This is a genomic window from Ornithinibacillus massiliensis, from assembly GCF_018310345.1.
GTDB lineage: Bacteria > Bacillota > Bacilli > Bacillales > Amphibacillaceae > Ornithinibacillus > Ornithinibacillus massiliensis.
On record NZ_JAGXBY010000001.1, the window covers coordinates 1 to 22,275 of the forward strand.

Sequence of the window (22,275 nt, forward strand, 5' to 3'; positions counted from 1 at the left end):
TTAGGCACGCCGCCAGCGTTCGTCCTGAGCCAAGATCAAACTCTCCAAAAAAGTTTGTCTATGATTGACACCAATCAATCATAGGTAAATTCTTAGCAAAGAAGCTGCTAGCTTCTGTAATTCTTTACATAGAAAAAACAGGGTATGTTTCTTCTTGACATACTGGTTGTTTTGTTCAGTTTTCAAGGAGCAAAAAGTTTGTTTAGCTTTTCGCGTCAACTCTTATATTATACTATTTCTAAATTCCTTTGTCAACAGTTTTTTATAAAAGTTTATCGCTTTGTTTTATCGCTTTTCAAATTAGCGACTTTATTAATATATCACGCTGTTAATTTAAAGTCAACAACTTTTTTAAATTAATTTGAGTAGCTATATTCTGCAAAAGCAACGTTATTTACTTTACCATGATTGTGGCCATTAATCAAGACTTTATTACTGGAAAATAGTGGATTAAAAAAAGAGACAAGCCACTCTAAATTTAAGTGCTTGTCTCTTCACCTTCTTGCAAATTATCTATTACGCATTTGCGGGAATAATAATACATCACGAATAGATGGTGAGTTCGTTAATAACATAACTAATCTATCAATACCGATACCAAGTCCACCTGTTGGTGCCATACCATACTCCAATGCTTCTAGGAAATCTTCATCCATTAAATGTGCTTCATCATTTCCTTCTGCTCTTTCTTTAACCTGTGCTTCAAAACGTTCACGTTGATCAATTGGATCATTAAGCTCACTGAACGCATTAGCATGCTCACGAGCGACAATGAATAATTCAAAACGATCTGTGAAGCGCTCGTCTTCTTCATTTTTCTTCGCTAAAGGAGAAATCTCCACTGGATGCCCGTATACAAATGTCGGTTGAATTAGTTTTTCTTCTACCTTTTGCTCAAAGAACTCATTTACAACATGTCCAAATGTCATATTGTCTTTAATTTCTACTCCATGTTCTTTCGCTAGCTCTCTCGCCTTTTCGTCACTCATATGCTCCCAGAAATCTACACCAGTATGTTCTTTTACTGCGTCAACCATGTGCACTCGTTTCCACTCAGGCTTTAAGTCTATTTCGTAGTCTCCATAGGTTACAGTTGTCGTACCTAGTACTTCTTCTGCAATATGAGCAACCATATTTTCAGTAAGGCTCATAATATCATGATAATCAGCATATGCTTCATATAACTCTAACATAGTAAATTCCGGGTTATGTCTAGTAGATACCCCTTCATTTCGGAATACTCTTCCTATTTCATATACCTTCTCCAGACCACCAACAATTAGTCGCTTCAGATGCAGCTCAATTGCAATACGCATATATAGTGGAATGTCTAACGCATTATGATGTGTAATGAATGGTCTTGCAGATGCACCACCTGGAATGCTATGCATCATCGGTGTTTCTACTTCTAGGAACCCTTGGCCATCTAAATAGTTTCGCATTGCACGAATAATTTTACTGCGCATTACAAAGGTTTCACGACTTTCCATATTCGTGATTAAGTCTAAATAGCGTTGACGGTATCGTTGTTCCACGTCTTTAAGACCGTGATACTTTTCAGGAAGTGGTCTAAGTGACTTCGTAAGTAGTTGGAATTCAGTTACTTTAATAGATAATTCACCAACATTGGTTTTGAACATTAGTCCAGTAACCCCAACAATATCTCCAAGATCAATGGAGTTGAACACTTCATACGCTTTTTCTCCAATTGCATCTTTACGTACATACAATTGAATTTGTCCACTTAAATCTTGAACATGAGCAAAGCCGGCTTTCCCTTTGCCACGCTTTGTCATAATTCTACCTGCAATCGTAACTTGATATTTTGCTTCTTCTAATTCCTCTTTAGAGAATTGTTCATATTTTTCATGTAGTTCCTTCGCTAAATCTGTTCGGACAAATTTACCTCCAAAAGGATCAAGGCCTTGATTACGGTATGTATCGAGCTTTTCGCGCCGAACGCGCATATGATCATTTAATTCTTCTGACATTAGTATCAACTCCATTAATCAATTTTTTAAGATAAAGGTATAATTGATTCGACCTTATAAATTCATTAAACAGTATCTCAACATAACCTTCATTTTACACCCGAAATGGCTTTATAATCAACTTATCACACTATATCGTGAACTAAAAGAAAAAACTGCTGGTTTTACGCCAGCAGATTTCTTCCAATATACATTTATACATTTAGGAAACTTTCATTTCCGCTTCTACTTCTCTTACAAATTCAAGTAATATATTCACTAGCTCATCACGAGTCTCCGCTTTGTTAATTTGCTTACGCGCCTTACCATTGCCTTCAATATCTTTTAAATACCAAGCTGCATGTTTACGCATTTCCATAATCGCTACTTTTTCACCTTTTAACTTAATTAAACGATCCATATGAAGCAAACATATATCTACCTTTTCTTGTGGGGTTGGATTATCGATTAAGACACCGGTTTCTAGGTATTGAACAATTTGGTAGATAATCCATGGATTTCCTAGTGCTGCACGTCCTACCATCACAGCATCTACTCCTGTTTCCTCTAGTCGCTTCTTCGCAATTTCAGGACTATCAATATCACCATTTCCGATTACGGGAATATTAACAGCTGCTTTTACCTCTTTAATGATATCCCAGTTCGCATAACCTTCATACATTTGCTTTCTAGTACGTCCATGGAGACCGATGGCACTTCCGCCTGCTGCTTCGATAGCTTTTGCGTTATCAATAGCGTATATATGATCTTCATCCCATCCGGTACGCATTTTTACCGTTACTGGTTTATCAACATTCTCTACAACGGCCTTCACCATGTTATAAATTTTATCTGGGTCTAATAGCCAGCGAGATCCAGCATCTATCTTGGTGATCTTCGGTGCTGGGCATCCCATATTAATATCAATAATAGACGCATTTGTGTTTTGGTCAACATATTGTGCTGCTTGAACAAGGGAATCTTTATCTCCGCCAAAAATTTGGAGACTCATTGGCATCTCTTGTTCATCGATATATAGCATTTTCATTGTTTTTTGGTTTCGATTTAAGATTCCTTTATCACTAACCATTTCAGCTGTAATTAGTCCTGCACCGAATTCCTTCACGGTTAAACGAAATGCCCAGTTACTTACTCCAGCCATTGGGGCAAGTGTTACGCGGTTTGGGATCGTGATGTTCCCTATATTCCACATATCTTATTCCTCCTTCCTACCTGTTAATTCTTCTATATCTATGTTTAGCGTTTCCGCTATCTGTTGGATTAATTTTTCAGATACCTCACGTGTACCTCTTTCAATTTTACCAAGCGTATTAAGGGATATATTCAGTTCCTTAGCTAGACGGACCTGTGTATAACCTTTTAGCTTCCGGAATGCCTTTATTCTTCTTCCTATTCGGCCTTTTTCCATATACGAATCTCCTCTTTATCTTGTTCTGGAAGATTGCGTAATAACTCAGCTACTGTTTTGCTTAATACTGGTACATTCAGACCCGGTGCAATCTCGTGAAGTGGGATTAATACAAATCCTCGCTCTCCCATTCTCGGATGTGGAATGGTTAATCGATCTGTTTCCCTATTTTCGTTATTATAGACCAAAATGTCAAGGTCGATTGTTCTCGGTCCAAACCGAATCGTTCGCTCTCGTCCAAGTTCGGCTTCAATTCCTTGGCATACATCTAATAATTTTTCTGAAGGTAAATCGGTTTTTACTTCTACTACCATATTTAAAAAATCGGCTTGATCGGTATATCCAACTGGCGCAGTCTCATAAATAGATGAGGCTTTGAGTAGCTGGATATGTTCATTCTGCTCTAATAGATTAATCGCTTTATCTAAATACTCTGCTCTTGGTTCTATGTTTGTTCCTAATGCGATATATGCTTTATTCATTTCATTTCTCCCGATAGATTTCAACAGCTACAGATTGGTAATGCCCTGGTATTGGTGGATCTGGCTTTATTACTTTCACTCGACATGCTTCTAGTAGGGAGAATGAACCTAATAAATCAGACGCCACTTCCTCTGCAATTGCTTCTATTAAATTTTTTGAACTGCCTTCGACGATTTTTTTTACATGCGCATAGGCTTGGCTATAATCAATCGAATCGTACATGTCATCACTTTTACCTGCTTTTTTCGTATCTAAATAGAGCTCTGCATCTACTAAAAAACGTTGTCCTAACTTTTTTTCCTCTGGTAACAGCCCGTGGTACCCATAAAATTGCATATTGGTTAAAATAATTTTATCCATTACTTATCCTCCACCCTTATCATCGCATCCATCATTTTAGCTAGCTCCACATTAACTTTCACATTATGTACTCGTACCATATGTGCGCCTTTAGCAATTCCAAGACATGTCGTTGCTCCTGTACCTGTATCTCTTTCGGCAGGTGGTACATCTAATACACTACCTATAAATCGTTTGCGTGAAGTTGCTAGTAAAAGCGGGAATCCCATTGCGGTTAATTTTTCTAGATTCTTCATAACAACGAGATTGTCTTTAGGACTTTTCGCAAAGCCAATCCCCGGGTCAAGGATGATATTTTCCTTTGGGACACCTGCTCTAAGAGCAATATCAATACTTTCCTCTAAATCCTGTTTCATATCATCGATAAGAGAAGTATAATTCTCATTCGTACGATTATGCATTAAAATAATCGGAACGTTATAATTTGCAGCAACAGAAGCAATCTCCGGATCTCGCTTTGCTCCCCAAACATCATTAATGATTTCTGCACCGGCTTCTACAGCCTGTCTTGCGGTTTCTGCTTTATAGGTATCAATAGAAATTGGTATATGGATAGACTCCTTGACCGCGTTAATCATAGGTAGTACTCGGCTGAGCTCTTCTTTAATAGAGATTGGATCATGATCCGGTCGGGTTGACTCTCCGCCAATGTCGATAATATCTGCACCTTGTTGTTCCATCACAACTGCTTGTTCAACAGCCTTTTCAACAGTAGTATAATTTCCCCCATCAGAGAAGGAATCCGGTGTGACATTTAATATACCCATGATATGTGTTCTATCGAATAAGTTATATACTTTTGATTTTGTCTTTAATATCATACCAATCGTTTCCTTTCACCCCGAAATATCTAGTATCATTCTATCATATAACAAATTAAGGTATTAATTTAATGCCGTCTTAAGTTTCCAAAACGGTTAGAGAACTTATGGTAGTCGAATTGAGGGTGTGAGTTAATTCGGATAAATATAGTTCGATATTCTATAAGAGAGAAGTAAAAATGAATAAAGGCTAGCATCAAAGAATGATGCTAGCCTCCATCTCATTGTTTATTCTTCATCAAATTGATAAAGCGCAGTGGATAAATAACGCTCCCCATTATCTGGGAATACCGCAAGTACTTTTTTCCCTTTTCCTAGTTGTTTGGCAATCTTCTTCGCAGCAGCAACCGCAGCACCTGCAGAGATACCACCTAGGATACCATTTGTTTTCGCAACTTCACGGGATGTTGCGAATGCTTCTTCATTTTCGATTTGAATAACGTCATCATAAACCGCTGTATCTAGTACACCCGGAACAAAGCCCGCCCCAATTCCTTGGATTTTATGAGGTCCAGGAGTTCCACCGGATAATACTGGTGAATCAACAGGCTCAACTGCATAAATTTTGATATCTTGGAAATGTTCTTTTAGTACTTTACCAGCACCAGTTACCGTTCCACCTGTTCCGACACCAGAAACAAATGCATCAAGACCGTCCTTCATTTGTTCCACAATTTCGTTACCTGTTGTACGAGCGTGAATTTCTGGATTAGCTTGGTTCTCAAATTGCTGTGGCATGAAGTAACCCTCTTCTTTCACAAGCTCTTCCGCCTTTTTAATCGCACCTTTCATCCCTTCTGCACCAGGAGTAAGTACTAAGTTTGCTCCATATGCACGTAATAAATTTCGGCGCTCCTGACTCATTGTATCAGGCATAACGAGTACTGCCTTATATCCTTTCGCTGCAGCCACCATCGCTAAACCAATACCTGTGTTTCCGCTAGTTGGTTCGACAATAGTGTCTCCTTCTTTTAGCTTTCCTTCTTTTTCTGCAGCTTCAATCATTGCAAGTGCAATACGATCCTTTACCGAGCTACCCGGGTTGAAGAACTCTAATTTCACATAAATGTCCGCACTGTCTCCGTCTGTTATTCTGTTTAATTTAACAATAGGTGTATCGCCGATTAAGCCAGTAATATTATCTGCAACTCTCATTCCAAATTACCTCCTCATAATTCCCACTAAACAGATAGGATTTATATATAATGTAATTCTTAAGCCAAATAATGTCAATCCAAACGCCTAGAAATGGGCTATGGAGAATACAAATAAGTTCCTACTCTAGTTTATTCGTCGTATACCCATTCTATATCAAATTTTTCCCATAACGGGTCTGCAACCAAGTTCTGATTGATTGATTGTAATGCAAGCTCATTTCGAATATATGGTTTCAACTCTTCATAACTAAATGTGATGTCCGGTAATTTTTTATGAAGGAATAAAATCGCTACACCATTGGATGTAACAAATGGTTCACTATAAGTGTATTCTTCCAGTCCCTTTGCAATATCAAAGTAATTACTAGGGATAAATTCTGTGCTCGATGAATTAAATCCTAAATAGCCACCATTTTCTCTCGTATCCTCATCGATGGAATATTCCTTAGCAAGTAAGGAAAATGAAGCCCCTGCTTCTAATTCTTCATATACTTTATTAGCTGTTTCTCTGTTGGCAACTAGAATATGAGATAGCTGAAAGGATTCGGAAAACTGATATTGATTATCATATTTGGTGAAATATGCTTGGACATCTTCTTCAGGCACTTGAACGTCCTGGGCTAGCATTGCTTCTAATTGATAGCGATAGATGATGTCCTCTCTCCAGTTTTCTTCTAACTCTTTTAACTCTTCTTCTGTTGTCAATCCTTGCATCGTCGTTAATAAGGCAATATCACGCTCGATTACTTTTTCACTCACGGTTATATTTTGCTCTTGTGCTAGCTTTTTTACAACCTCTTGATCAATTAAAGTTTTTAGCTCTTTCTTACCATAACTTTCTCGTAACGATTTCATCCAATCTTGAAAAGAAATTTCCGTGCCACCAATAGATGCAACTGGTTTTTGAGTATCAACTTCTTCATCTTCAACTATCGATTCGTCTGACCTGTCGTTCTTCCAAAGCAACATGGTTGCGACATTTGTTATGAGAAGAACAACAATAACACTTAGTAGTAGTTTATTTGACATAGTTTACTCCTTCCAATTACCTGGTAGCTCATAGCTGTTCCATTAACTCATTTAGCTCTTCTTCTGAGAAGTGATAGTTCTCATTACAAAAATGACAAGACGCTTCCGCCCCGTGATCTTCATCAATCATGGCTTGTATTTCTTCTTTCCCTAGTCCCATAATGGCATTTGCTAGCCTTTCCTTTGAACATTTACACTTAAATTGAACGGGCATCTTTTCATGTATTTTCACTTCTTCGCCTTCAAATAATTGGGTTAAAATTTCCTCTGGTGTTTTACCTGCTCGCACGAGAGAAGAAATAGGAGGAAATGATGTAATACGGCTCTCTAATTTATCGACAATTTCATCATCTGCACCAGGCATTACTTGTACAATAAATCCGCCACTTGCAAGAATGGTATGGTCAGGATTTACCAGCACCCCAGCACCTACTGCTGAAGGAACCTGTTCTGATGTAGCAAAATAGTACGTAAAATCTTCACTAATTTCTCCAGATACAATAGGGACTTGGCCGGTGAAGAATTCACGAAGTCCAAGATCCTTCACAACACTTAAGCTTCCTGTCGTACCTACTGCTCTTGCGACATCTAGCTTACCCTTACTATTTAAATCAAAATCCACATGCGGATTCGTTACATAGGCCCTAACCTCACCCAATGCATTAGCATCTGCAATAATAGCACCGATAGGGCCACCACCTTCAACCTTTATCGTTAAAGAATCATCTCCCTTTAGCATGGCACCCATCATAGCAGAGATTGTCATCGTACGCCCCATTGCTGCCGAAGCTGTAGCCCACGTGTCTTGTCGTCTTCTTGCTTCCTCTACCATATTGGTGGAACGAATGGCATAAGCACGAACCATTCCGTTAAATGTTGTTGCTTTTATTAAGTAATCTGACATGTTGTGTTTTGCTCCTTTTCATTTGTTATTGATTAATTTTATAAATTTCATATAAGCCCTTTAATGTTAAATATGGATCAACATAATCTATCGTCTCTGAAGCTTCCCCAATTAATGAGGCTAACCCACCAGTAGCAATTACTTTTGCTTCTTGACCAGCAGTTTGTTTGATTCTGTTCACAATACCATCCACTTGACCAATATATCCATAAAACACGCCAGATTGCATCGCTTCGACGGTTGATTTACCAACGACATTATCTGGTGCTTCTATTTCTATTTTCGGGAGCTTAGAGGCTCGTTGATACAATGCTTCCATGGAAATATTTATTCCTGGAGAAATGATGCCGCCACAATATTCCTTCGATTCATTGATATAGCAATAGGTCGTTGCCGTTCCAAAATCGATAATAATAAGCGGTGTATCGTGCTCCTGGATTGCTCCGACTGCATTTACTATCCGGTCGGCACCAATTTCCTTAGGGTTAGGATATCGCATTTTTAAATTAGTCTTTACGGTATCTTTACCGACGATAATCGGGTTAATCTGAAAGTACGTGTTACACATTCTTTCTAAAGCAAACATGATGGGAGGTACTACAGAGGAGATAACCACGCCATCGATATCGGCAAATTTGATTCCACTAAAATCAAATAATGATTTGATAAGCATGCCAAATTCATCTTCTGTTTTATAGCGGTCGGTTTTGATTCGCCAGTGATATGCTAGTTCTTTATCATTAAAAACGCCTAATACTGTGTTTGTGTTTCCCACATCTAGAACAAAAAGCATGTTATAAGTCCTTCCTACCAATAATATGGTCCTTTAAAAATTAGAACCAGCTGACTTAAGGTAATGTGATATTTTCCGAATAGGTCTACACTCGTACGTAAATATGAGCGAAGTGTGCTTAACCCTGAGAGTAGCAATATTATTACCAGCCAGCGCTAGTGTAAAAAATTTAAGTCCTTAATAATATACCAAAATCAATTACGTAAGTGAAATTTCCTAACCCAAAACAAAAGGTAGCCTCATTAGAAGGCTACCTTGTTTCGATATTGTTAGTCGTTTTTGTTCTTATCTTCTTCTATTTCTTCGCGAAGCTTATCGTCTACTTTTTCTTTTGCCTCTTCAAAAGAGTCAACCGTTTCGTCGTCTTTCTTCGCAGTAATATTTACTTTCACATCATCCACTTCTTCGTATTCTTCTGGATCTGGAAGAACACCTTTATCAAATAGAGATTTAATTTGTCTTGCATCCAATGTCTCTACCTCTAGAAGTGTTTGTGCTATTAATTCTAGCTTATCGCGATTTTCTGTAAGAATTGTTTTCGCACGATCATAGCAATAGTTGATGAAGTTTTGCATTTCTGTATCGATATCATGAGCAACTGCATCACTATAGTTCTGCTCATTATTAATATCTCTACCTAGGAACACTTCTCCACCACCACTACTGTATTGAAGCGGTCCTAGTTTGTCGCTCATACCATATTCCGTAATCATTTTGCGTGCAATGTTGGTTGCACGTTGGAAGTCATTGGATGCCCCAGTACTTACTTCGCCAAAGACGATTTCCTCGGCAACCCGACCACCTAATAATCCGGTAATCTTATCGAATAGCTCTGGCTTCGTCATGAAGTAACGGTCTTCTTTCGGAAGCATTACTGCATATCCACCAGCTTGCCCACGAGGGACAATCGTTACTTTATGAACAACATCAGCCTCATCGAGCACCATGCCAATAATTGTATGGCCACTTTCATGATACGCAACGATATTTCGTTCTTTTTCTGATATAACACGTGTTTTCTTGGCAGGACCTGCTATGACACGGTCAATTGCTTCGTCCACATCGGTCATATCAATTTCCTTCTTATCTTGACGGGCCGCAACAAGTGCAGCTTCGTTTAGAAGGTTTTCTAAGTCCGCACCTGAGAATCCAGGTGTACGCATTGCAATTGTTTTTAGATCAACTGAAGCATCTAATGGTTTATTTTTCGCATGTACTTTAAGTACTTCTTGACGACCTTTTACATCTGGGCGATCAACAGTAATCTGTCTGTCAAAACGTCCTGGACGTAATAATGCAGGGTCTAGAATATCTGGTCTGTTCGTTGCAGCTACGATGATGATTCCTTCGTTTGCTCCGAAACCGTCCATTTCTACTAGTAATTGGTTTAGTGTTTGCTCACGTTCATCATGACCACCACCAAGACCTGCGCCACGTTGACGACCTACCGCGTCAATCTCATCGATAAATATAATACAAGGTGCATTTTTCTTCGCATTTTCGAATAAATCACGAACACGACTTGCACCGACACCAACAAACATCTCAACAAAGTCTGAACCACTAATGGAGAAGAATGGAACTCCCGCTTCCCCAGCAACAGCACGTGCAAGTAATGTTTTACCAGTACCTGGAGGTCCAACTAAAAGAACCCCTTTTGGAATTCTTGCCCCAATTGCTGAGAATTTACGTGGGTCTTTTAAGAATTCAACTACTTCGACTAATTCTTGCTTTTCTTCATCTGCACCAGCAACATCGGTAAAACGAACTTTTTTCTTTTCTTCATTATACATTTTCGCTTTACTCTTACCGAAGTTCATCACTCGGCCGCCACCGCCGCCTTGTGCTTGACTAAGCAAGAAGAAGAATAAAAGACCAATAATTAAGAACGGAATCATTGTAGTTAGGAGTGTAACCCAAATACTAGGCTGATCCATTTGTTCTGTTTTTAAGGCACTTTGTTCTCTTGCCTTTGTTGTAATATCGGTGACGATATCGTTATTATCAGGTACTTGAGCAACAAATTGCTTGTCGTCTTTTAATGTACCAGTGATACGCATAATGCCGTTTACAGGCTTCATCGTCATTTCTTTGACATTACCTGCTTCAAGTGATTGCATGAAATCATTCACATTTAACTCTTCTGCTTGATCATGCTGACCACTTAACATACTAATTACGGCTATAATAACCAGAAATATAATTAAGTAAAAAAACGCACTACGGAAAACTCGGTTCAATGCCCTACCTCCTCCCAAACGGGAAAAACTATTAACAATAGTATCACATGAAATTTAAATTTTACAACTAATTGCTCTTTGCATTTCAAACAATATTCATTAGATCACTTTTTATTCTTCGCCACCATAAATTTCCGGTTTTAATACCCCGATATATGGTAGGTTTCGATATTTTTCATCATAATCTAACCCATATCCGACTACAAATGCATCCGGAACCTCAAACCCAACTAGATCGGCTTCAATTTCTGCCGTTCTTCCTGAAGGCTTATCGAGTAAGGTTACAATTTTTACTGAATTTGCCTTGCGATATTTAAATAAATCCACTAAATAGCGTAATGTATTACCACTATCAATAATATCCTCGATAATTAATATATCGCGACCTTCTACTTTCGTATTTAAGTCTTTTAAGATTTTTACCTCTCCAGAGGAAACCATACTCGTTCCACCATAACTAGATACATCCATGAAGTCCATCTCTAGATGTGTTTGTACTTGTCTTAACACATCAGACATAAATGGTAATGCTCCCTTTAACACACCAACTGCTAATGGAAAACGCCCTTCGTACTCTTTTGTTAATTGTTCTCCTAACTCTTTACACTTCGCCGCTATTTCTTCTTCTGTAATAAGTATTTCCTTAATGTCGTTATGCACGATAATCCTCCTACAATTTACCTTGTTGATAATTTAGTTGTATATATAAGGAATGTTTTTGCTTTGGTATAGAGTCGCGTTTCTTTATACCAATAAGCCATAGTATATCCCCATTATTATCCGTTACTACTGGCCATCTATTCCGATCATGTAAAGGTACTTTTGCATCAATAAAAATATCTTTTAACTTTTTACTTCCATTTAACCCATTCCACGTCATTCGGTCCCCGTCCTGCCGGTTCCTAATATGTAAAGGCAGTACTACTTGGCTTGCCAAACAAATATATGTATGTTCATTCTGTATAGCAACTTCATTTGTATATGTAGCACGTATTGTATCACCATTAGGTAATAGCACCTCACCCGGTACTGCTAACACTTCATGGAAAGGTTCATTTTCTTCTTTCTGTTGAAAATAAAAGATAAGTTTATTATATGCTTTTTCTACCTTTAAATGACGAGGAAAATCAATTTGGACATTTCCCTTTTCTCTACTCATTAACATAAAGAATTGCTCTTCATGGACATAGGATAAATCTTTAGGTACGTCCTCATGATATAGATAGTTTAATATTAGATGAAAGGCTCGCCTTTGTAAAGCAGATGCACGTGATTGAAACTGATCAATACGAAACATGACTTTTATTGGTTTTTCCTCTGTAATAACAACATCCTCAAACAATTTTTTTGCTTCTGATTGTAGGAATGTCTCATCCATTTCTAATGATTCATTTAAATGTTGAATCGTCTTGTGTAAATTAGGGTTCTTTTCCTTTAATAAAGGGAGTACCTTATGCCGAAAATAGTTCCGAGTATAATCGATCGTTTCGTTCGATGGATCAAGTCGTGGTACGATGTTATTCTCCTTACAGTAATCCTCAATTGCTTTCTTTGTTACACATAGGAATGGTCGTATGATAAACCCACCAGCAAATTCACGTTTAACTGGGATACCGGCAAGAGAGCTGGAATCAGCCATACGAACCATTCGCATTACCATCGTTTCTGCTTGATCATCACCATGATGACCAAAAGCCAAATAATCCGCTTGGAAATGCTGCATTTGCTCTGCAAAAAAAGCATAGCGCAACTCTCTAGCTGCTATTTGGGTGCCTAAGTGCATTTTCTTTTTATATTCGTTCACATCAATCGATGTTCCCACAAATTCTATCTTCCACTTTCGGCAAATATCCTCCACATAGTGAAGATCCTCCACACTTTCCTCTCCACGAAGTCCATGGTCTACAGAAAGTGCGACTATCCGTAATCTCCATTGCTTCTGCATCCTGTTGAGAAAATGTAAAAGTGCCAAAGAATCCGGCCCACCTGATACAGCAACTAATACAGTAGACTCCGGGGAAAGTAGTTGATGCTTATGAATAAAGGATTCTACTACTTCATTCACTCATGTCCACCTTCTTATTCTTAAGTACTTCTCATTTTACCACTCTAATTAAGGGATGAACAACGAAGAAAGATAAAACCCTAGCGCCACGATTAAAAACCCTACAGACTCTACTGCTAGTGAAGGATTGTCTTCTTTCCTTCTCGTTGTAGATGCTTTGGATTGCTTCTGCAAATGATAAATTACAGCAGATACTTCTTGTTTCATTTCATCACTGGTATGATATTTCCCGAGCAATGCTTTCTTAAAACATGAAGTATACGGTTGAAGTGCTTTGACGTCATTAATTTTCTTAAATAACGTAGCTTGTGGATTGGACCCCTTAGGAAAATGCCTTGGATAATATACACTAATAAACACCATAACTAACGCAAATAGATCATAGCTTGGCTCAGCCTTTCTCGTTCCTAGTCCCCAATAGCCACGGTCATAGAACTCTGTATATTCTTTTATCGCTCGACCAACTTGTGTGGTACCACCGACATCAATCCATCTAATGCGCGGTGGTGCATGGCTAACCAATAAATTGTCTACCTTTAAATCACCAAATATCCAGCCAGATTGATGTAAATTTCCAAGGTCGTCTAATAGCTGCAGCATAAAGACGCCAATCCATTCGTTGCCATGCTGCTTAATAAATTCTGGTAAGGTTCTCCCTTGGATATATTCCATGACATAAAATGAAAAGGTCGTACCTTGGGGCGTTACCCAATCATCTACATCCAATAAATAAGGTCCAAGACTTTTCGCTTGGACCTTCCCTAGTGATTTTAATACATTGACCTCCATTGTAATGGAAGAACTTTTATCACTAATCTTCAATGCAGCCTTTTTTCCACCTGCATCACATAGATAAACCGACCCAATCGCACCATTTCCAATCTTTCGGATGATAACGTATCGTTTTTGATGCCATTTACCGGTGATTGTCATCCCAAGCTTTAGAAAAGTATCATGCGTTCTCGATGTCTTGTTCATGATTTCCTCTAAAGCTCCTTAACAAGCTTTTCTTACCAAACTGGTACATTGCCTCACGGATAGCTGGCCCTGTTGGCGTAATTCCACCACTTGTAAGCTTCGGAAATACAGATGAAATGGAATCCAACTTCGGAGACCAGTCTAGTACTTTATCAATATCCTTACGTTTTCCTGGGAAGTTATAAATTGCAAAGCGATTTCTTCCAACTCTGGAGTTAAGGCTAATAGATAAATCAATTAATGCTTCCTTAACGGTAGGTAATTTATCATGCATACTTGCACTTGTATCAATAAGTACCAATACCTCTAGGTCACTTGTTTCACCCAAGTCCTCCACTACTTCCATTATTTCTCCTCGTTTTTCAGGGTCTAAATCTTCTATCGTTTGCTCTTTACCTAATATTTGCTTCAGCTCCATATTAACAAATCCCTGGATTGTTTGCGTCATGGCTTGTTTTGTTACCGTTTGTACGGTTTGTGATAATGCCTGCTTATATACTAGCTGGCTTACTCCGCCACCTGATAAGGCAATTTCTTCTACCTCTTGTAGACCCTCAGGATCTTCTGTTTGATCGTCTTCCAATATACCAATGACATTAACTGTTATCCCTTGCTGAAATGCTAATGCAGCTGTTGCCGCTGGGTCTTCCCCTTTATTCGAACACCCATCTGTAATTAATAGAATTTGCTTTAAAGTCCCCTTCTTCATACGAAACACCTCCATATTATTCCTTTACCATCATTGACAAAAATGCTTCGAGATATACCTTTTTCAAAGAAGGAATCTAGCAATTCTATTTAGAGCGCCTCTGTTTGGTAGATTGGAAACGTCGCCCAACGAGGAACATTCTTTTTCACCTTTGCAACTAACACGGTCATATCATCCTCTATTTCACCGGAACGTGTTCGAATCACTTCTTCTAGTAAAAGGTCGGCTATCTCCTGCGGTTGATCTGTCTCCATCTCGCGGATTTTTCGTTTCAGCCAAACATCTGTGTTCTCGACATGCTTAGGACCATCAAAAATACCATCACTCATCATAATCAGGATATCCTCGGACTGTAATTGTTCATTAACAATATCAACATCGAATTCCCTAATGATTCCCATTGGCAGGTTGCTCGCCTCTATTTTTAACAGCTGGTCGCCACGCTTGACAAAGCTTGGTGTCGACCCAATCTTTAGGAAGCGGACAAACGCATTATGTAGGTTAATCACAGCTAAATCTAGGGTTGCAAACATTTCATCCGTTGTCCGTAATGCTAAAATAGAATTGATTGATTTTATCGCAACTTTTTCTGGGATACCGGTTTGGAGTATTTGTTGTAATAACCGTAATGTTTCTTTACTCTCCTCATTAGCCCGTACACCATTGCCCATGCCATCACTGATGGCCATGGCATATTTTCCTTCTCCAAGCTCCATCATCGTATAACTATCTCCAGAAATAATACCTCCACCTTTTGCTGCGTGGGCGACACCAGTTTCTACCGTATATTCCTTTGCCGAGCCAAATGCAAGGAAGGAATAACCATTTGGAAACGGCGAAATATCCTCCTCTTTGACAACAATCGTCTCATTTAAAATATCCGATAAAACTGGGGCAATTAATTTTTCTCCCTCGCCGCGATAATCATAGAATAGGGCTGTTATTTCAATATCAACGTTTCCTTTATCTAATCGATAGACATCTAGTTTCTCTAGTTCAATTCCAATCGATTTTAGTGCATGGACAATTTGTATTTCTTGTTTTTCATGGTGCTCCCGTTCCTTTAAAATTTCTTTAGCAAAGTCCTCCATCACATCGGATACTCCTTGAAGCTGTTCGGCAACAAGCTTCTTACTCTCCACCACTTGCTTTCTTAGCTTGCGATTTGCTTCAAAATAGGACATTTCTTCCTTCATCGTATCGATTACTTTTCGCGATTTAATACAATGGTTTTCAAACTCTCGAAGAACCTTTCTGTTCGGTTCATTTCCAGTTTCAACATTTTGTTTCAGCATATCCATTAACGAATATGTCGTGTCGAATTGCTGTTGCCAACACCTTTCTTTCATAAAGCAGGTTTGACAGGTTTTTTCTGTAACATTACTTAGGAAGTAATCGGTCTCTCGCTGCGATTCCTCTTCCTCAAGGGAGTAATTTTCCGCCGAGCTAAAGCTTTTGGATAACGCCTCAAAGACCTCGGAAAATTGCTCTACACGTTTAGCGGTTACATTGCGGACCTTCTGCAAGTATTGTTGCTGTTCATTGGCATGCTCCTCTGTCCCCGGAATGTATCGTGATAATTGTTTAAACCAGCTACCTGGCGTAAGTAAAAATAATAGGATAGCGACTGATGACTCCATTAAGGAAGGAATTAATGAACTAGAATCGCCATAAATTCCTACCAAACATGTTCCGACTAATAGACCTGCTCCAACACCTATTTTTTTTCCTTCTTTTAATAGACCTCCGAGTAAACCAGAAAAGGCTAGTAAACTCATTTGATATAAGTTCGCTACATTTGCTAGCGATAAAATTAACCCTGCCACAACCCCAACGGTAGATCCAATGGCCGCTCCACCTACAAAGCCAAATAATAAGACAAAATATCGTGATAAAACTTGTTCAATAGATGCGCCATAAAGCTCCCATCCGACTGTTCCGGTTAGAATGGAGGCAATTAAAATTATCATACAGACAATTTCTTCATTTTTTAAGGTTGGCCGATACCTTCTTTTGGAAAGCAATGGGACACTTTGCATAAAGATTAGGACTAATACTGTTCCAAGTACTCCCTCTACTAGTATTAGCATCCATTCATAAGAAGTAAGCTGTCCATAAATAGAATATAAGAAGATTCTTGGTGCAACAGTTGCAAGAAACACAAATATAGGAATTTTAATTTGTTCACTTTTCACGTTTTGAAAGATAGTAGAAATAATGATGAAGAAAAATAGGGAAATACCGACAAATACACCATGCGTTAACGATATAGTAAATGCACCAATCATGGTTGCTAAGAGTGTTTTAGCGGCTTTATCCTTATGCATTAGCCATAAGGTTGCTAAAAAGGCTACTGCGAAGGGGGAGACCACCGATAGAATAACAGCTCGTCCGAGTAAAAAACCTACCAGCACAAATAATAATCCGTGATCCAGTAAGATTTTTTTCCCTTGTGTATATAATTTCATTTTTATGTTTTCCAAGAATGTGCTCTCTACTTCAATTGCTTTTGTCTGGACTCTAGTTACCGATTCCATTCAACCACTCCTCTTTGACGGTTTATTTATTTCATTTTTTTGTTCTAACTTGAGGGATTATATACATATACTCATTATGGACAGGTGTTCTTTCATAACAGTAAACCATAAAAGGTTATTTTTTTTTGTCAAAAGAAGAGGATAGATTTTAAAAATCGTTCGACTGAAATCTAGTGGGTGATGGGTGATTCTACATATTCCTTATATTGCTGTGTCGTTTTTGTCATAGACCGCCAGCGCCTATAACAAGGGATTTCTTGTAGGTTTGTTACTAGAATAGAAGGCGAATGACTAGTGAATAATCCATTCTTAAATTGGCAAATAAAAAAGAATCACGTCAGATACGAGATTCTTTTTTCGCAAATACATGAACTTATTATTGGTTTATAAACCGTTTTAGATATTGTATAGCGGTAGTATGTAGCCCTTCGTGGTAGATGGTTCGGGTTAGGACTTGTTCGATGGTGTACATGCCCATTTCGGTTGGAGGAAATTCTTCTTCTAGTCGCTCTTCATATTTCGCTTTAATATCGGTGATTTGATATGTTAATCGTTCCTTTAATTCTGCTAGATTAGGTGTTTCCTCGGTAAAGTTATTAGGACTAGTCCCAAAACTAAACCATTGATTTAATTGTTTCGTCTCTTCAGATGTTTCTTTGGTTAAAACATGAATCCAGAGATATTGATCTAAATAAATATGACCTAAGTTCCATCTAATATTGTTATGAAACCCCTCCGGTATAATGTTTGCTTCTTCCTCTGTCAAATCCTCTACTAGTCGTAATGTTTCTTTTCGGTATGCATGCAGCTGGTTAAATAATACTTCATGACGTGCCTTCACCTGTTTTCACCTCGTTTTATAACGTTTTGCTAATATATTCGACATTATCTGAAAATATCCTCTTTATTTAAAAATATTGACATGAATCGAAACGTATTGTATGATGATTTTTGTTGACTCAAAGAAACCGTCTTTGACATCAACTTAATATAGATTATATGGCGGCGTAGCTCAGCTGGCGAGAGCGTACGGTTCATACCCGTGAGGTCGTGGGTTCGATCCCCTCCGCCGCTATCATTTAAAAAACCTGTTATCTCTTTTGATAACAGGTTTTTTACTTTAAACCTACTAGCCCGCATCCACTCTACACTGTGCTATTACTTCCCACACGATGAATCATTCTTTGCGGTACATACATAAAAAAATAGCTACCTTGATGATAGCTATTTTTTCGTAACTAACCTATATGATAAAAATTCTAGAGCATTATCTGGTAGACAGCATCTACTATCCTCTTTTAGCACCTCGACCTCCACGTCTGGATTCTGTGTGCTTTTTCAAAGAGGCTAGGCGATCTTCAGAGTCCTTGAGAAAACGGTTCATTTTAGCTTCGAATGTTTCCGTACGTTCTCTAGGATTTTGACGGACTGGCTTCTTTTCCTTTGCTTTCTTTATGGATAAACCAATCTTACCATCTTTTTCAACATTAATTACTTTAACCTCTACTTGATCACCAACAGAAAGGTGTTCATTAATGTCTTTGACATAATTGTCGGCAACCTCACTAATATGAACAAGTCCTGTTGTTCCTTCACCAAGCTCAACAAAAGCCCCAAAATTAGTGATACCGGTTACCTTACCTTGCAGCTTGCTGCCTACTTCAATTGACATAAAAAAAATGCTCCTCCTTAAGAAATTAAAATACTTTACTTATATATTATAGCGAAGCCAGTAAAAGTGTGTCAATAAGACGAGTCCTCATCCGGAGTTTTAAAAATTAGCTCTCCTTCTTTTGATAGGAAGTATTTCGTACGTGCTATCTCTAGAATATAATCCTCATCATTAAGTAATTGTATCTCTTCTTTGAACTTCTTCTCTTTTTGTTCTAAATCTGCTAGTTCTTCTTGCAACTGCTTATATTCTTCCATTTTTTCCGTATGTAAGGCTCGTTGTTGAAAGTGATAGACCGCCATGCTGCCAGCAATTAATACGATAAGCGTCATAAAAAGAACCAGCCTGCGAACAAGTCTTTTCTTTTTCCGCTTCTGTCTTTCTACATGCGCATCGTATTGCTCCATATATTGAGAGTTCAGTTTCGTCACTGTTTTCTTCTTTTGCATAGCGTCACCTCCTCTTTGATGTGATATATCTTAAGCCTTTTCTACATATATTCTGTATTTTACTATAAAATCCTGCTAAATGGTGTAAAAATAATTTGAACTTTTTAGGTAGTAGCTGATATATCTTCATCAAAACCCATTTTATCGGTATAAAGAGGCATTTCATGATAAAACCAAAAACTAGCATAATCATATTAAAGAGGAAGAGTACGCTAGCTATGATTATCTTCACGATATATTTAATTGGCGTAATAAGTAGCCCATTTACTAGACTACGAACAACTTGATAAATTTTATTAACCAGGATAATTAGACTTTCCAGTACACGTTTATAGAGCTTTGCGGCAAATACTTGATATGCCGCAAACCCTAAAAAACATGCAGCGAAGACATACAATCGTAGCTCCCCAGCGTTCACTTGAAATAAAATAAAATATAAAATAAACATCTGGGTGAGCCAAAAGCTTACTTCCATCACATACACTAAAAACACATTCTGTTTCCAGTGCTTATGGAATCGGCGAAAGGTATCTAATGCCATACCAAGATAAAAGCCTCCACCTATCATGGAAACCATGGTTAAAAATTGGACACTAAGTGTCATCGGAATAGCTTGCTAAAGAACCCTTTAGCCTTCTCCTGGTGATGTTCATCTACATAGGACATCTCATAAATCTTCCCTTTAATGGAGACAACACCTTCGCCAACATCTAGATTTTTTAACTGGAGGTTTTGACCACGAATGATAAGATATCCCATCACAGTTTCTAGCAGAAATTCTTCATTATCAAAACTATCCACTTCTTTTACACCAGTAATTTCTAATAGTCTACGATTATTCAGTTTTAATTGATGATCTTGCTGTTGTACTCTTGTACTATTTTCTTTTTCATAATAGTTCATATCCGCTTCCTCCTTATCACTAATAACTTATGAAAGGAGGGACAAGTATAGAACTACTCTGATTCGATTTTTTCTTCTTTTACAATTCTATAAAGCATACTAGCTTCATCTTTTCGTACGGTTTCTTTTAATGATGTAACCTCAACCGTTACTAGTTTTTGACCGAATCGTATTTGTAACGTATCCCCTACTGCTACAGTTGAAGAAGCTTTTGCCTGATTACCGTTAATCGTGATTCTACCTTGGTCGGCTACTTCCTTTGCTAATGTTCTTCTTTTAATTAAACGAGATACCTTTAAAAATTTATCTAAACGCAATGATCTCACTCTCTTTCCTTTGCTTGATTCCAATAGTAATCCATTTCTTCTAAACTAGTTTCCATTATATCTAAGCCTCTTTCTTGTAATTGTTGCTCTATATAGGAAAAGCGTTCGATGAACTTCTGGTTCGTCAGGCTTAGGGCATTCTCTGGATTTACTCTATAATATCTTGTTAAGTTGGCTAGTACAAATAGTACGTCACCAAATTCTTTTTCTATTTCCACTTTATCATCCGCTTCAATGGCCTTTTGTACTTCTTTTATTTCCTCCTCAAGCTTGTCCCAAATATCCGCTGCTTGATCCCAGTCAAACCCTACCTTTGCTGCCTTCTTTTGCAATTTATAGGCCTTTAGTAGAGCTGGTAGAGCTTTTGGTATACCATCTAATATCGACTTCCGTGTTTCTCCTTTTTCCACTCGCTTTAATGCCTCCCAATTGGACAAGACATCATCAACAGAATCGACCGTTTCATTGGAAAAAACATGGGGATGGCGGTGAATCATTTTATCGGTAATGGATTGAATGACATCATCGATCGTGAAATACCCGTCATCTTCACCGATCTGGCTATGAAGCATGATTTGCAAGAGTACATCTCCTAGTTCCTCGACAATTCCTTCGTCATCTTCCTCATTGATTGCATCGATTAGCTCATACACTTCTTCTATCGCATATTCTCTTAATGATTCATGGGTCTGCTCTTTGTCCCATGGACATCCATTTGGTCCTCTTAACGTAGCAATCACTTCTCTAAGTCGATTGAAGGTGTGATTTAATAACTGCTTCGGTGCCGGTGGAACATATACACTCGTTAAATTACTAACTTCTACAGAATGATCTAATTCCTCTAATGGAATGGTTATCTTCTTCTCCTGATCACTTCCTGCTGCATCAATAATGGTAATCTCATAGTCCGGTGGTAAATCCTCTAATAACGCTAGCTTCACCTCAGAGGCGGTAAAGCGATCGTATACCTGACAAAATACAAGATGGTGCTGGTAAACGAGCTGGCTTCGTTCAAATCCAGTTGCATCTACAAATTGGAACCCATCGATTGGATCTATTTGTAAGGAGGTAAATAATGCATCTAAATAGCTTTGTCCCCCAATAATGTCCACTTCTACTTCATCTTGCTCTAACAAAAGCTGAACGGTCTTTTCTGCTAACATAGGATGGCCTGGTACGGTATAAATTAATGAATTTTCTTTTGCCTTTTCTAAAAGAACACGAACAATCTCTTGGTAAACCGATGCAAACTCCTGATTCTGCTCATATAAAGAATCAAATGAAATAAACTGGACACCCTCTTTTTGTAACGATTCTATTACTGGGTGATCTAGTGTTCTTGCATAAAGAACCGTATTCTCCTTTGTTAGCTTACGATAAATGCCAAGCGGTAGCTGATTTATATCCCCTGCCCCAAGACCGATTACTTGAATTTTTTTACTCATAGGTA

General features: G+C 38.2%; 23 protein-coding genes and 1 tRNA gene. 1 reads left to right on the top strand and 23 read right to left on the bottom strand.

The window, feature by feature from the left end; genetic code table 11:
* Positions 1 to 509: 509 nt before the first annotated feature.
* The 17 genes from lysS to KGF86_RS00085 form a co-directional block, all read right to left on the bottom strand.
* Positions 510 to 1,991 carry a lysine--tRNA ligase gene (gene lysS, locus KGF86_RS00005; RefSeq protein ID WP_211740757.1) on the bottom strand — a complete coding sequence of 494 codons (1,482 nt, stop codon included), beginning with the start codon at positions 1,989 to 1,991 and terminating at the stop codon, positions 510 to 512.
* A gap of 202 nt (positions 1,992 to 2,193) precedes the next feature.
* The gene (dusB, locus tag KGF86_RS00010; protein WP_186871141.1) at positions 2,194 to 3,183 is read right to left on the bottom strand and encodes a tRNA dihydrouridine synthase DusB; all 990 of its coding nucleotides are present in this window, start codon (positions 3,181 to 3,183) and stop codon (positions 2,194 to 2,196) included.
* A 3-nt stretch (positions 3,184 to 3,186) separates the two neighbouring features.
* Positions 3,187 to 3,399 (bottom strand): helix-turn-helix domain-containing protein, encoded by a 213-nt coding sequence (locus KGF86_RS00015; RefSeq protein ID WP_186871140.1) that lies wholly within the window; start codon positions 3,397 to 3,399, stop codon positions 3,187 to 3,189.
* Positions 3,381 to 3,881, bottom strand: a complete 501-nt coding sequence (gene folK / locus KGF86_RS00020; protein ID WP_211740758.1) for a 2-amino-4-hydroxy-6-hydroxymethyldihydropteridine diphosphokinase — start codon at positions 3,879 to 3,881, stop codon at positions 3,381 to 3,383. The genes KGF86_RS00015 and folK overlap by 19 nt, the downstream gene beginning before the upstream one ends.
* Before the next feature lies 1 nt (position 3,882).
* Complete coding sequence (gene folB, locus KGF86_RS00025) at positions 3,883 to 4,242, bottom strand: dihydroneopterin aldolase (RefSeq protein ID WP_186871138.1); 360 nt, start codon at positions 4,240 to 4,242, stop codon at positions 3,883 to 3,885.
* The gene (folP, locus tag KGF86_RS00030; protein ID WP_211740759.1) at positions 4,242 to 5,063 is read right to left on the bottom strand and encodes a dihydropteroate synthase; all 822 of its coding nucleotides are present in this window, start codon (positions 5,061 to 5,063) and stop codon (positions 4,242 to 4,244) included. Before folP ends, folB begins: the two co-directional genes overlap by 1 nt.
* Positions 5,064 to 5,291: 228 nt before the next feature.
* Positions 5,292 to 6,218, bottom strand: a complete 927-nt coding sequence (gene cysK / locus KGF86_RS00035) for a cysteine synthase A (protein ID WP_186871136.1) — start codon at positions 6,216 to 6,218, stop codon at positions 5,292 to 5,294.
* Positions 6,219 to 6,349: 131 nt separating this feature from the next.
* Positions 6,350 to 7,249: a peptidylprolyl isomerase gene (locus KGF86_RS00040; RefSeq protein WP_186871135.1), complete on the bottom strand. Its 900-nt coding sequence runs from the start codon at positions 7,247 to 7,249 to the stop codon at positions 6,350 to 6,352.
* 28 nt (positions 7,250 to 7,277) lie between these two features.
* A complete protein-coding gene (gene hslO / locus KGF86_RS00045; RefSeq protein ID WP_211740760.1) occupies positions 7,278 to 8,153 on the bottom strand; it encodes an Hsp33 family molecular chaperone HslO in 876 nt (291 codons plus the stop codon).
* Positions 8,154 to 8,178: 25 nt separating this feature from the next.
* Complete coding sequence (locus KGF86_RS00050) at positions 8,179 to 8,946, bottom strand: type III pantothenate kinase (RefSeq protein WP_211740761.1); 768 nt, start codon at positions 8,944 to 8,946, stop codon at positions 8,179 to 8,181.
* A 269-nt stretch (positions 8,947 to 9,215) separates the two neighbouring features.
* On the bottom strand, positions 9,216 to 11,186 hold the full coding sequence (gene ftsH, locus KGF86_RS00055) for an ATP-dependent zinc metalloprotease FtsH (protein ID WP_211740762.1): 1,971 nt from the start codon (positions 11,184 to 11,186) through the stop codon (positions 9,216 to 9,218).
* A gap of 111 nt (positions 11,187 to 11,297) precedes the next feature.
* Complete coding sequence (gene hpt / locus KGF86_RS00060; protein ID WP_211740763.1) at positions 11,298 to 11,846, bottom strand: hypoxanthine phosphoribosyltransferase; 549 nt, start codon at positions 11,844 to 11,846, stop codon at positions 11,298 to 11,300.
* Between the two features lie 10 nt (positions 11,847 to 11,856).
* Positions 11,857 to 13,251 (bottom strand): tRNA lysidine(34) synthetase TilS, encoded by a 1,395-nt coding sequence (tilS, locus tag KGF86_RS19535; protein ID WP_211740764.1) that lies wholly within the window; start codon positions 13,249 to 13,251, stop codon positions 11,857 to 11,859.
* Between the two features lie 48 nt (positions 13,252 to 13,299).
* Positions 13,300 to 14,229, bottom strand: coding sequence for a protein kinase domain-containing protein (locus KGF86_RS00070; protein WP_211740765.1), 930 nt, complete (start codon positions 14,227 to 14,229; stop codon positions 13,300 to 13,302).
* On the bottom strand, positions 14,204 to 14,938 hold the full coding sequence (locus KGF86_RS00075; protein WP_186871128.1) for a vWA domain-containing protein: 735 nt from the start codon (positions 14,936 to 14,938) through the stop codon (positions 14,204 to 14,206). Before KGF86_RS00075 ends, KGF86_RS00070 begins: the two co-directional genes overlap by 26 nt.
* Positions 14,939 to 15,027: 89 nt before the next feature.
* Positions 15,028 to 17,475: a stage II sporulation protein E gene (gene spoIIE, locus KGF86_RS00080; RefSeq protein WP_211740766.1), complete on the bottom strand. Its 2,448-nt coding sequence runs from the start codon at positions 17,473 to 17,475 to the stop codon at positions 15,028 to 15,030.
* A gap of 376 nt (positions 17,476 to 17,851) precedes the next feature.
* Entirely contained in the window at positions 17,852 to 18,316 is a 465-nt protein-coding gene (locus KGF86_RS00085) for a DinB family protein (protein ID WP_186871126.1), read from the bottom strand.
* A gap of 160 nt (positions 18,317 to 18,476) precedes the next feature.
* On the opposite strand from KGF86_RS00085, the gene KGF86_RS00090 reads away from it, so the two are divergent.
* A tRNA-Met gene (locus KGF86_RS00090) sits at positions 18,477 to 18,550 on the top strand.
* Between the two features lie 213 nt (positions 18,551 to 18,763).
* Here KGF86_RS00090 and KGF86_RS00095 read toward each other — a convergent pair.
* The 6 genes from KGF86_RS00095 to yabN form a co-directional block, all read right to left on the bottom strand.
* Positions 18,764 to 19,147 (bottom strand): S1 domain-containing RNA-binding protein, encoded by a 384-nt coding sequence (locus KGF86_RS00095; protein WP_186871125.1) that lies wholly within the window; start codon positions 19,145 to 19,147, stop codon positions 18,764 to 18,766.
* Positions 19,148 to 19,218: 71 nt separating this feature from the next.
* Positions 19,219 to 19,596 (bottom strand): FtsB family cell division protein, encoded by a 378-nt coding sequence (locus KGF86_RS00100; RefSeq protein WP_186871124.1) that lies wholly within the window; start codon positions 19,594 to 19,596, stop codon positions 19,219 to 19,221.
* Between the two features lie 4 nt (positions 19,597 to 19,600).
* Positions 19,601 to 20,200 (bottom strand): spore cortex biosynthesis protein YabQ, encoded by a 600-nt coding sequence (gene yabQ / locus KGF86_RS00105; RefSeq protein ID WP_186871123.1) that lies wholly within the window; start codon positions 20,198 to 20,200, stop codon positions 19,601 to 19,603.
* Positions 20,197 to 20,499 (bottom strand): sporulation protein YabP, encoded by a 303-nt coding sequence (gene yabP, locus KGF86_RS00110; protein ID WP_186871122.1) that lies wholly within the window; start codon positions 20,497 to 20,499, stop codon positions 20,197 to 20,199. Before yabP ends, yabQ begins: the two co-directional genes overlap by 4 nt.
* Positions 20,500 to 20,552: 53 nt before the next feature.
* Positions 20,553 to 20,816 carry an RNA-binding S4 domain-containing protein gene (locus KGF86_RS00115; protein WP_186871121.1) on the bottom strand — a complete coding sequence of 88 codons (264 nt, stop codon included), beginning with the start codon at positions 20,814 to 20,816 and terminating at the stop codon, positions 20,553 to 20,555.
* 5 nt (positions 20,817 to 20,821) lie between these two features.
* The gene (yabN, locus tag KGF86_RS00120; protein WP_211740767.1) at positions 20,822 to 22,270 is read right to left on the bottom strand and encodes a bifunctional methyltransferase/pyrophosphohydrolase YabN; all 1,449 of its coding nucleotides are present in this window, start codon (positions 22,268 to 22,270) and stop codon (positions 20,822 to 20,824) included.
* Positions 22,271 to 22,275: the final 5 nt, after the last annotated feature.

Bases quoted from the DNA above. Each gene is read 5' to 3' on its own strand.
- cysK (WP_186871136.1), bottom strand. From the start codon at position 6,218: ATGAGAGTTGCAGATAATATTACTGGCTTAATCGGCGATACACCTATT.
- KGF86_RS00100 (WP_186871124.1), bottom strand. From the start codon at position 19,596: ATGCAAAAGAAGAAAACAGTGACGAAACTGAACTCTCAATATATGGAG.
- yabN (WP_211740767.1), bottom strand. From the start codon at position 22,270: ATGAGTAAAAAAATTCAAGTAATCGGTCTTGGGGCAGGGGATATAAAT.
- folP (WP_211740759.1), bottom strand. From the start codon at position 5,063: ATGATATTAAAGACAAAATCAAAAGTATATAACTTATTCGATAGAACA.
- dusB (WP_186871141.1), bottom strand. From the start codon at position 3,183: ATGTGGAATATAGGGAACATCACGATCCCAAACCGCGTAACACTTGCC.
- KGF86_RS00070 (WP_211740765.1), bottom strand. From the start codon at position 14,229: ATGAACAAGACATCGAGAACGCATGATACTTTTCTAAAGCTTGGGATG.
- yabQ (WP_186871123.1), bottom strand. From the start codon at position 20,200: ATGACACTTAGTGTCCAATTTTTAACCATGGTTTCCATGATAGGTGGA.
- hslO (WP_211740760.1), bottom strand. From the start codon at position 8,153: ATGTCAGATTACTTAATAAAAGCAACAACATTTAACGGAATGGTTCGT.
- KGF86_RS00050 (WP_211740761.1), bottom strand. From the start codon at position 8,946: ATGCTTTTTGTTCTAGATGTGGGAAACACAAACACAGTATTAGGCGTT.
- KGF86_RS00015 (WP_186871140.1), bottom strand. From the start codon at position 3,399: ATGGAAAAAGGCCGAATAGGAAGAAGAATAAAGGCATTCCGGAAGCTA.
- lysS (WP_211740757.1), bottom strand. From the start codon at position 1,991: ATGTCAGAAGAATTAAATGATCATATGCGCGTTCGGCGCGAAAAGCTC.
- KGF86_RS00075 (WP_186871128.1), bottom strand. From the start codon at position 14,938: ATGAAGAAGGGGACTTTAAAGCAAATTCTATTAATTACAGATGGGTGT.
- KGF86_RS00040 (WP_186871135.1), bottom strand. From the start codon at position 7,249: ATGTCAAATAAACTACTACTAAGTGTTATTGTTGTTCTTCTCATAACA.
- KGF86_RS00095 (WP_186871125.1), bottom strand. From the start codon at position 19,147: ATGTCAATTGAAGTAGGCAGCAAGCTGCAAGGTAAGGTAACCGGTATC.
- folK (WP_211740758.1), bottom strand. From the start codon at position 3,881: ATGAATAAAGCATATATCGCATTAGGAACAAACATAGAACCAAGAGCA.
- spoIIE (WP_211740766.1), bottom strand. From the start codon at position 17,475: ATGGAATCGGTAACTAGAGTCCAGACAAAAGCAATTGAAGTAGAGAGC.
- yabP (WP_186871122.1), bottom strand. From the start codon at position 20,499: ATGAACTATTATGAAAAAGAAAATAGTACAAGAGTACAACAGCAAGAT.
- folB (WP_186871138.1), bottom strand. From the start codon at position 4,242: ATGGATAAAATTATTTTAACCAATATGCAATTTTATGGGTACCACGGG.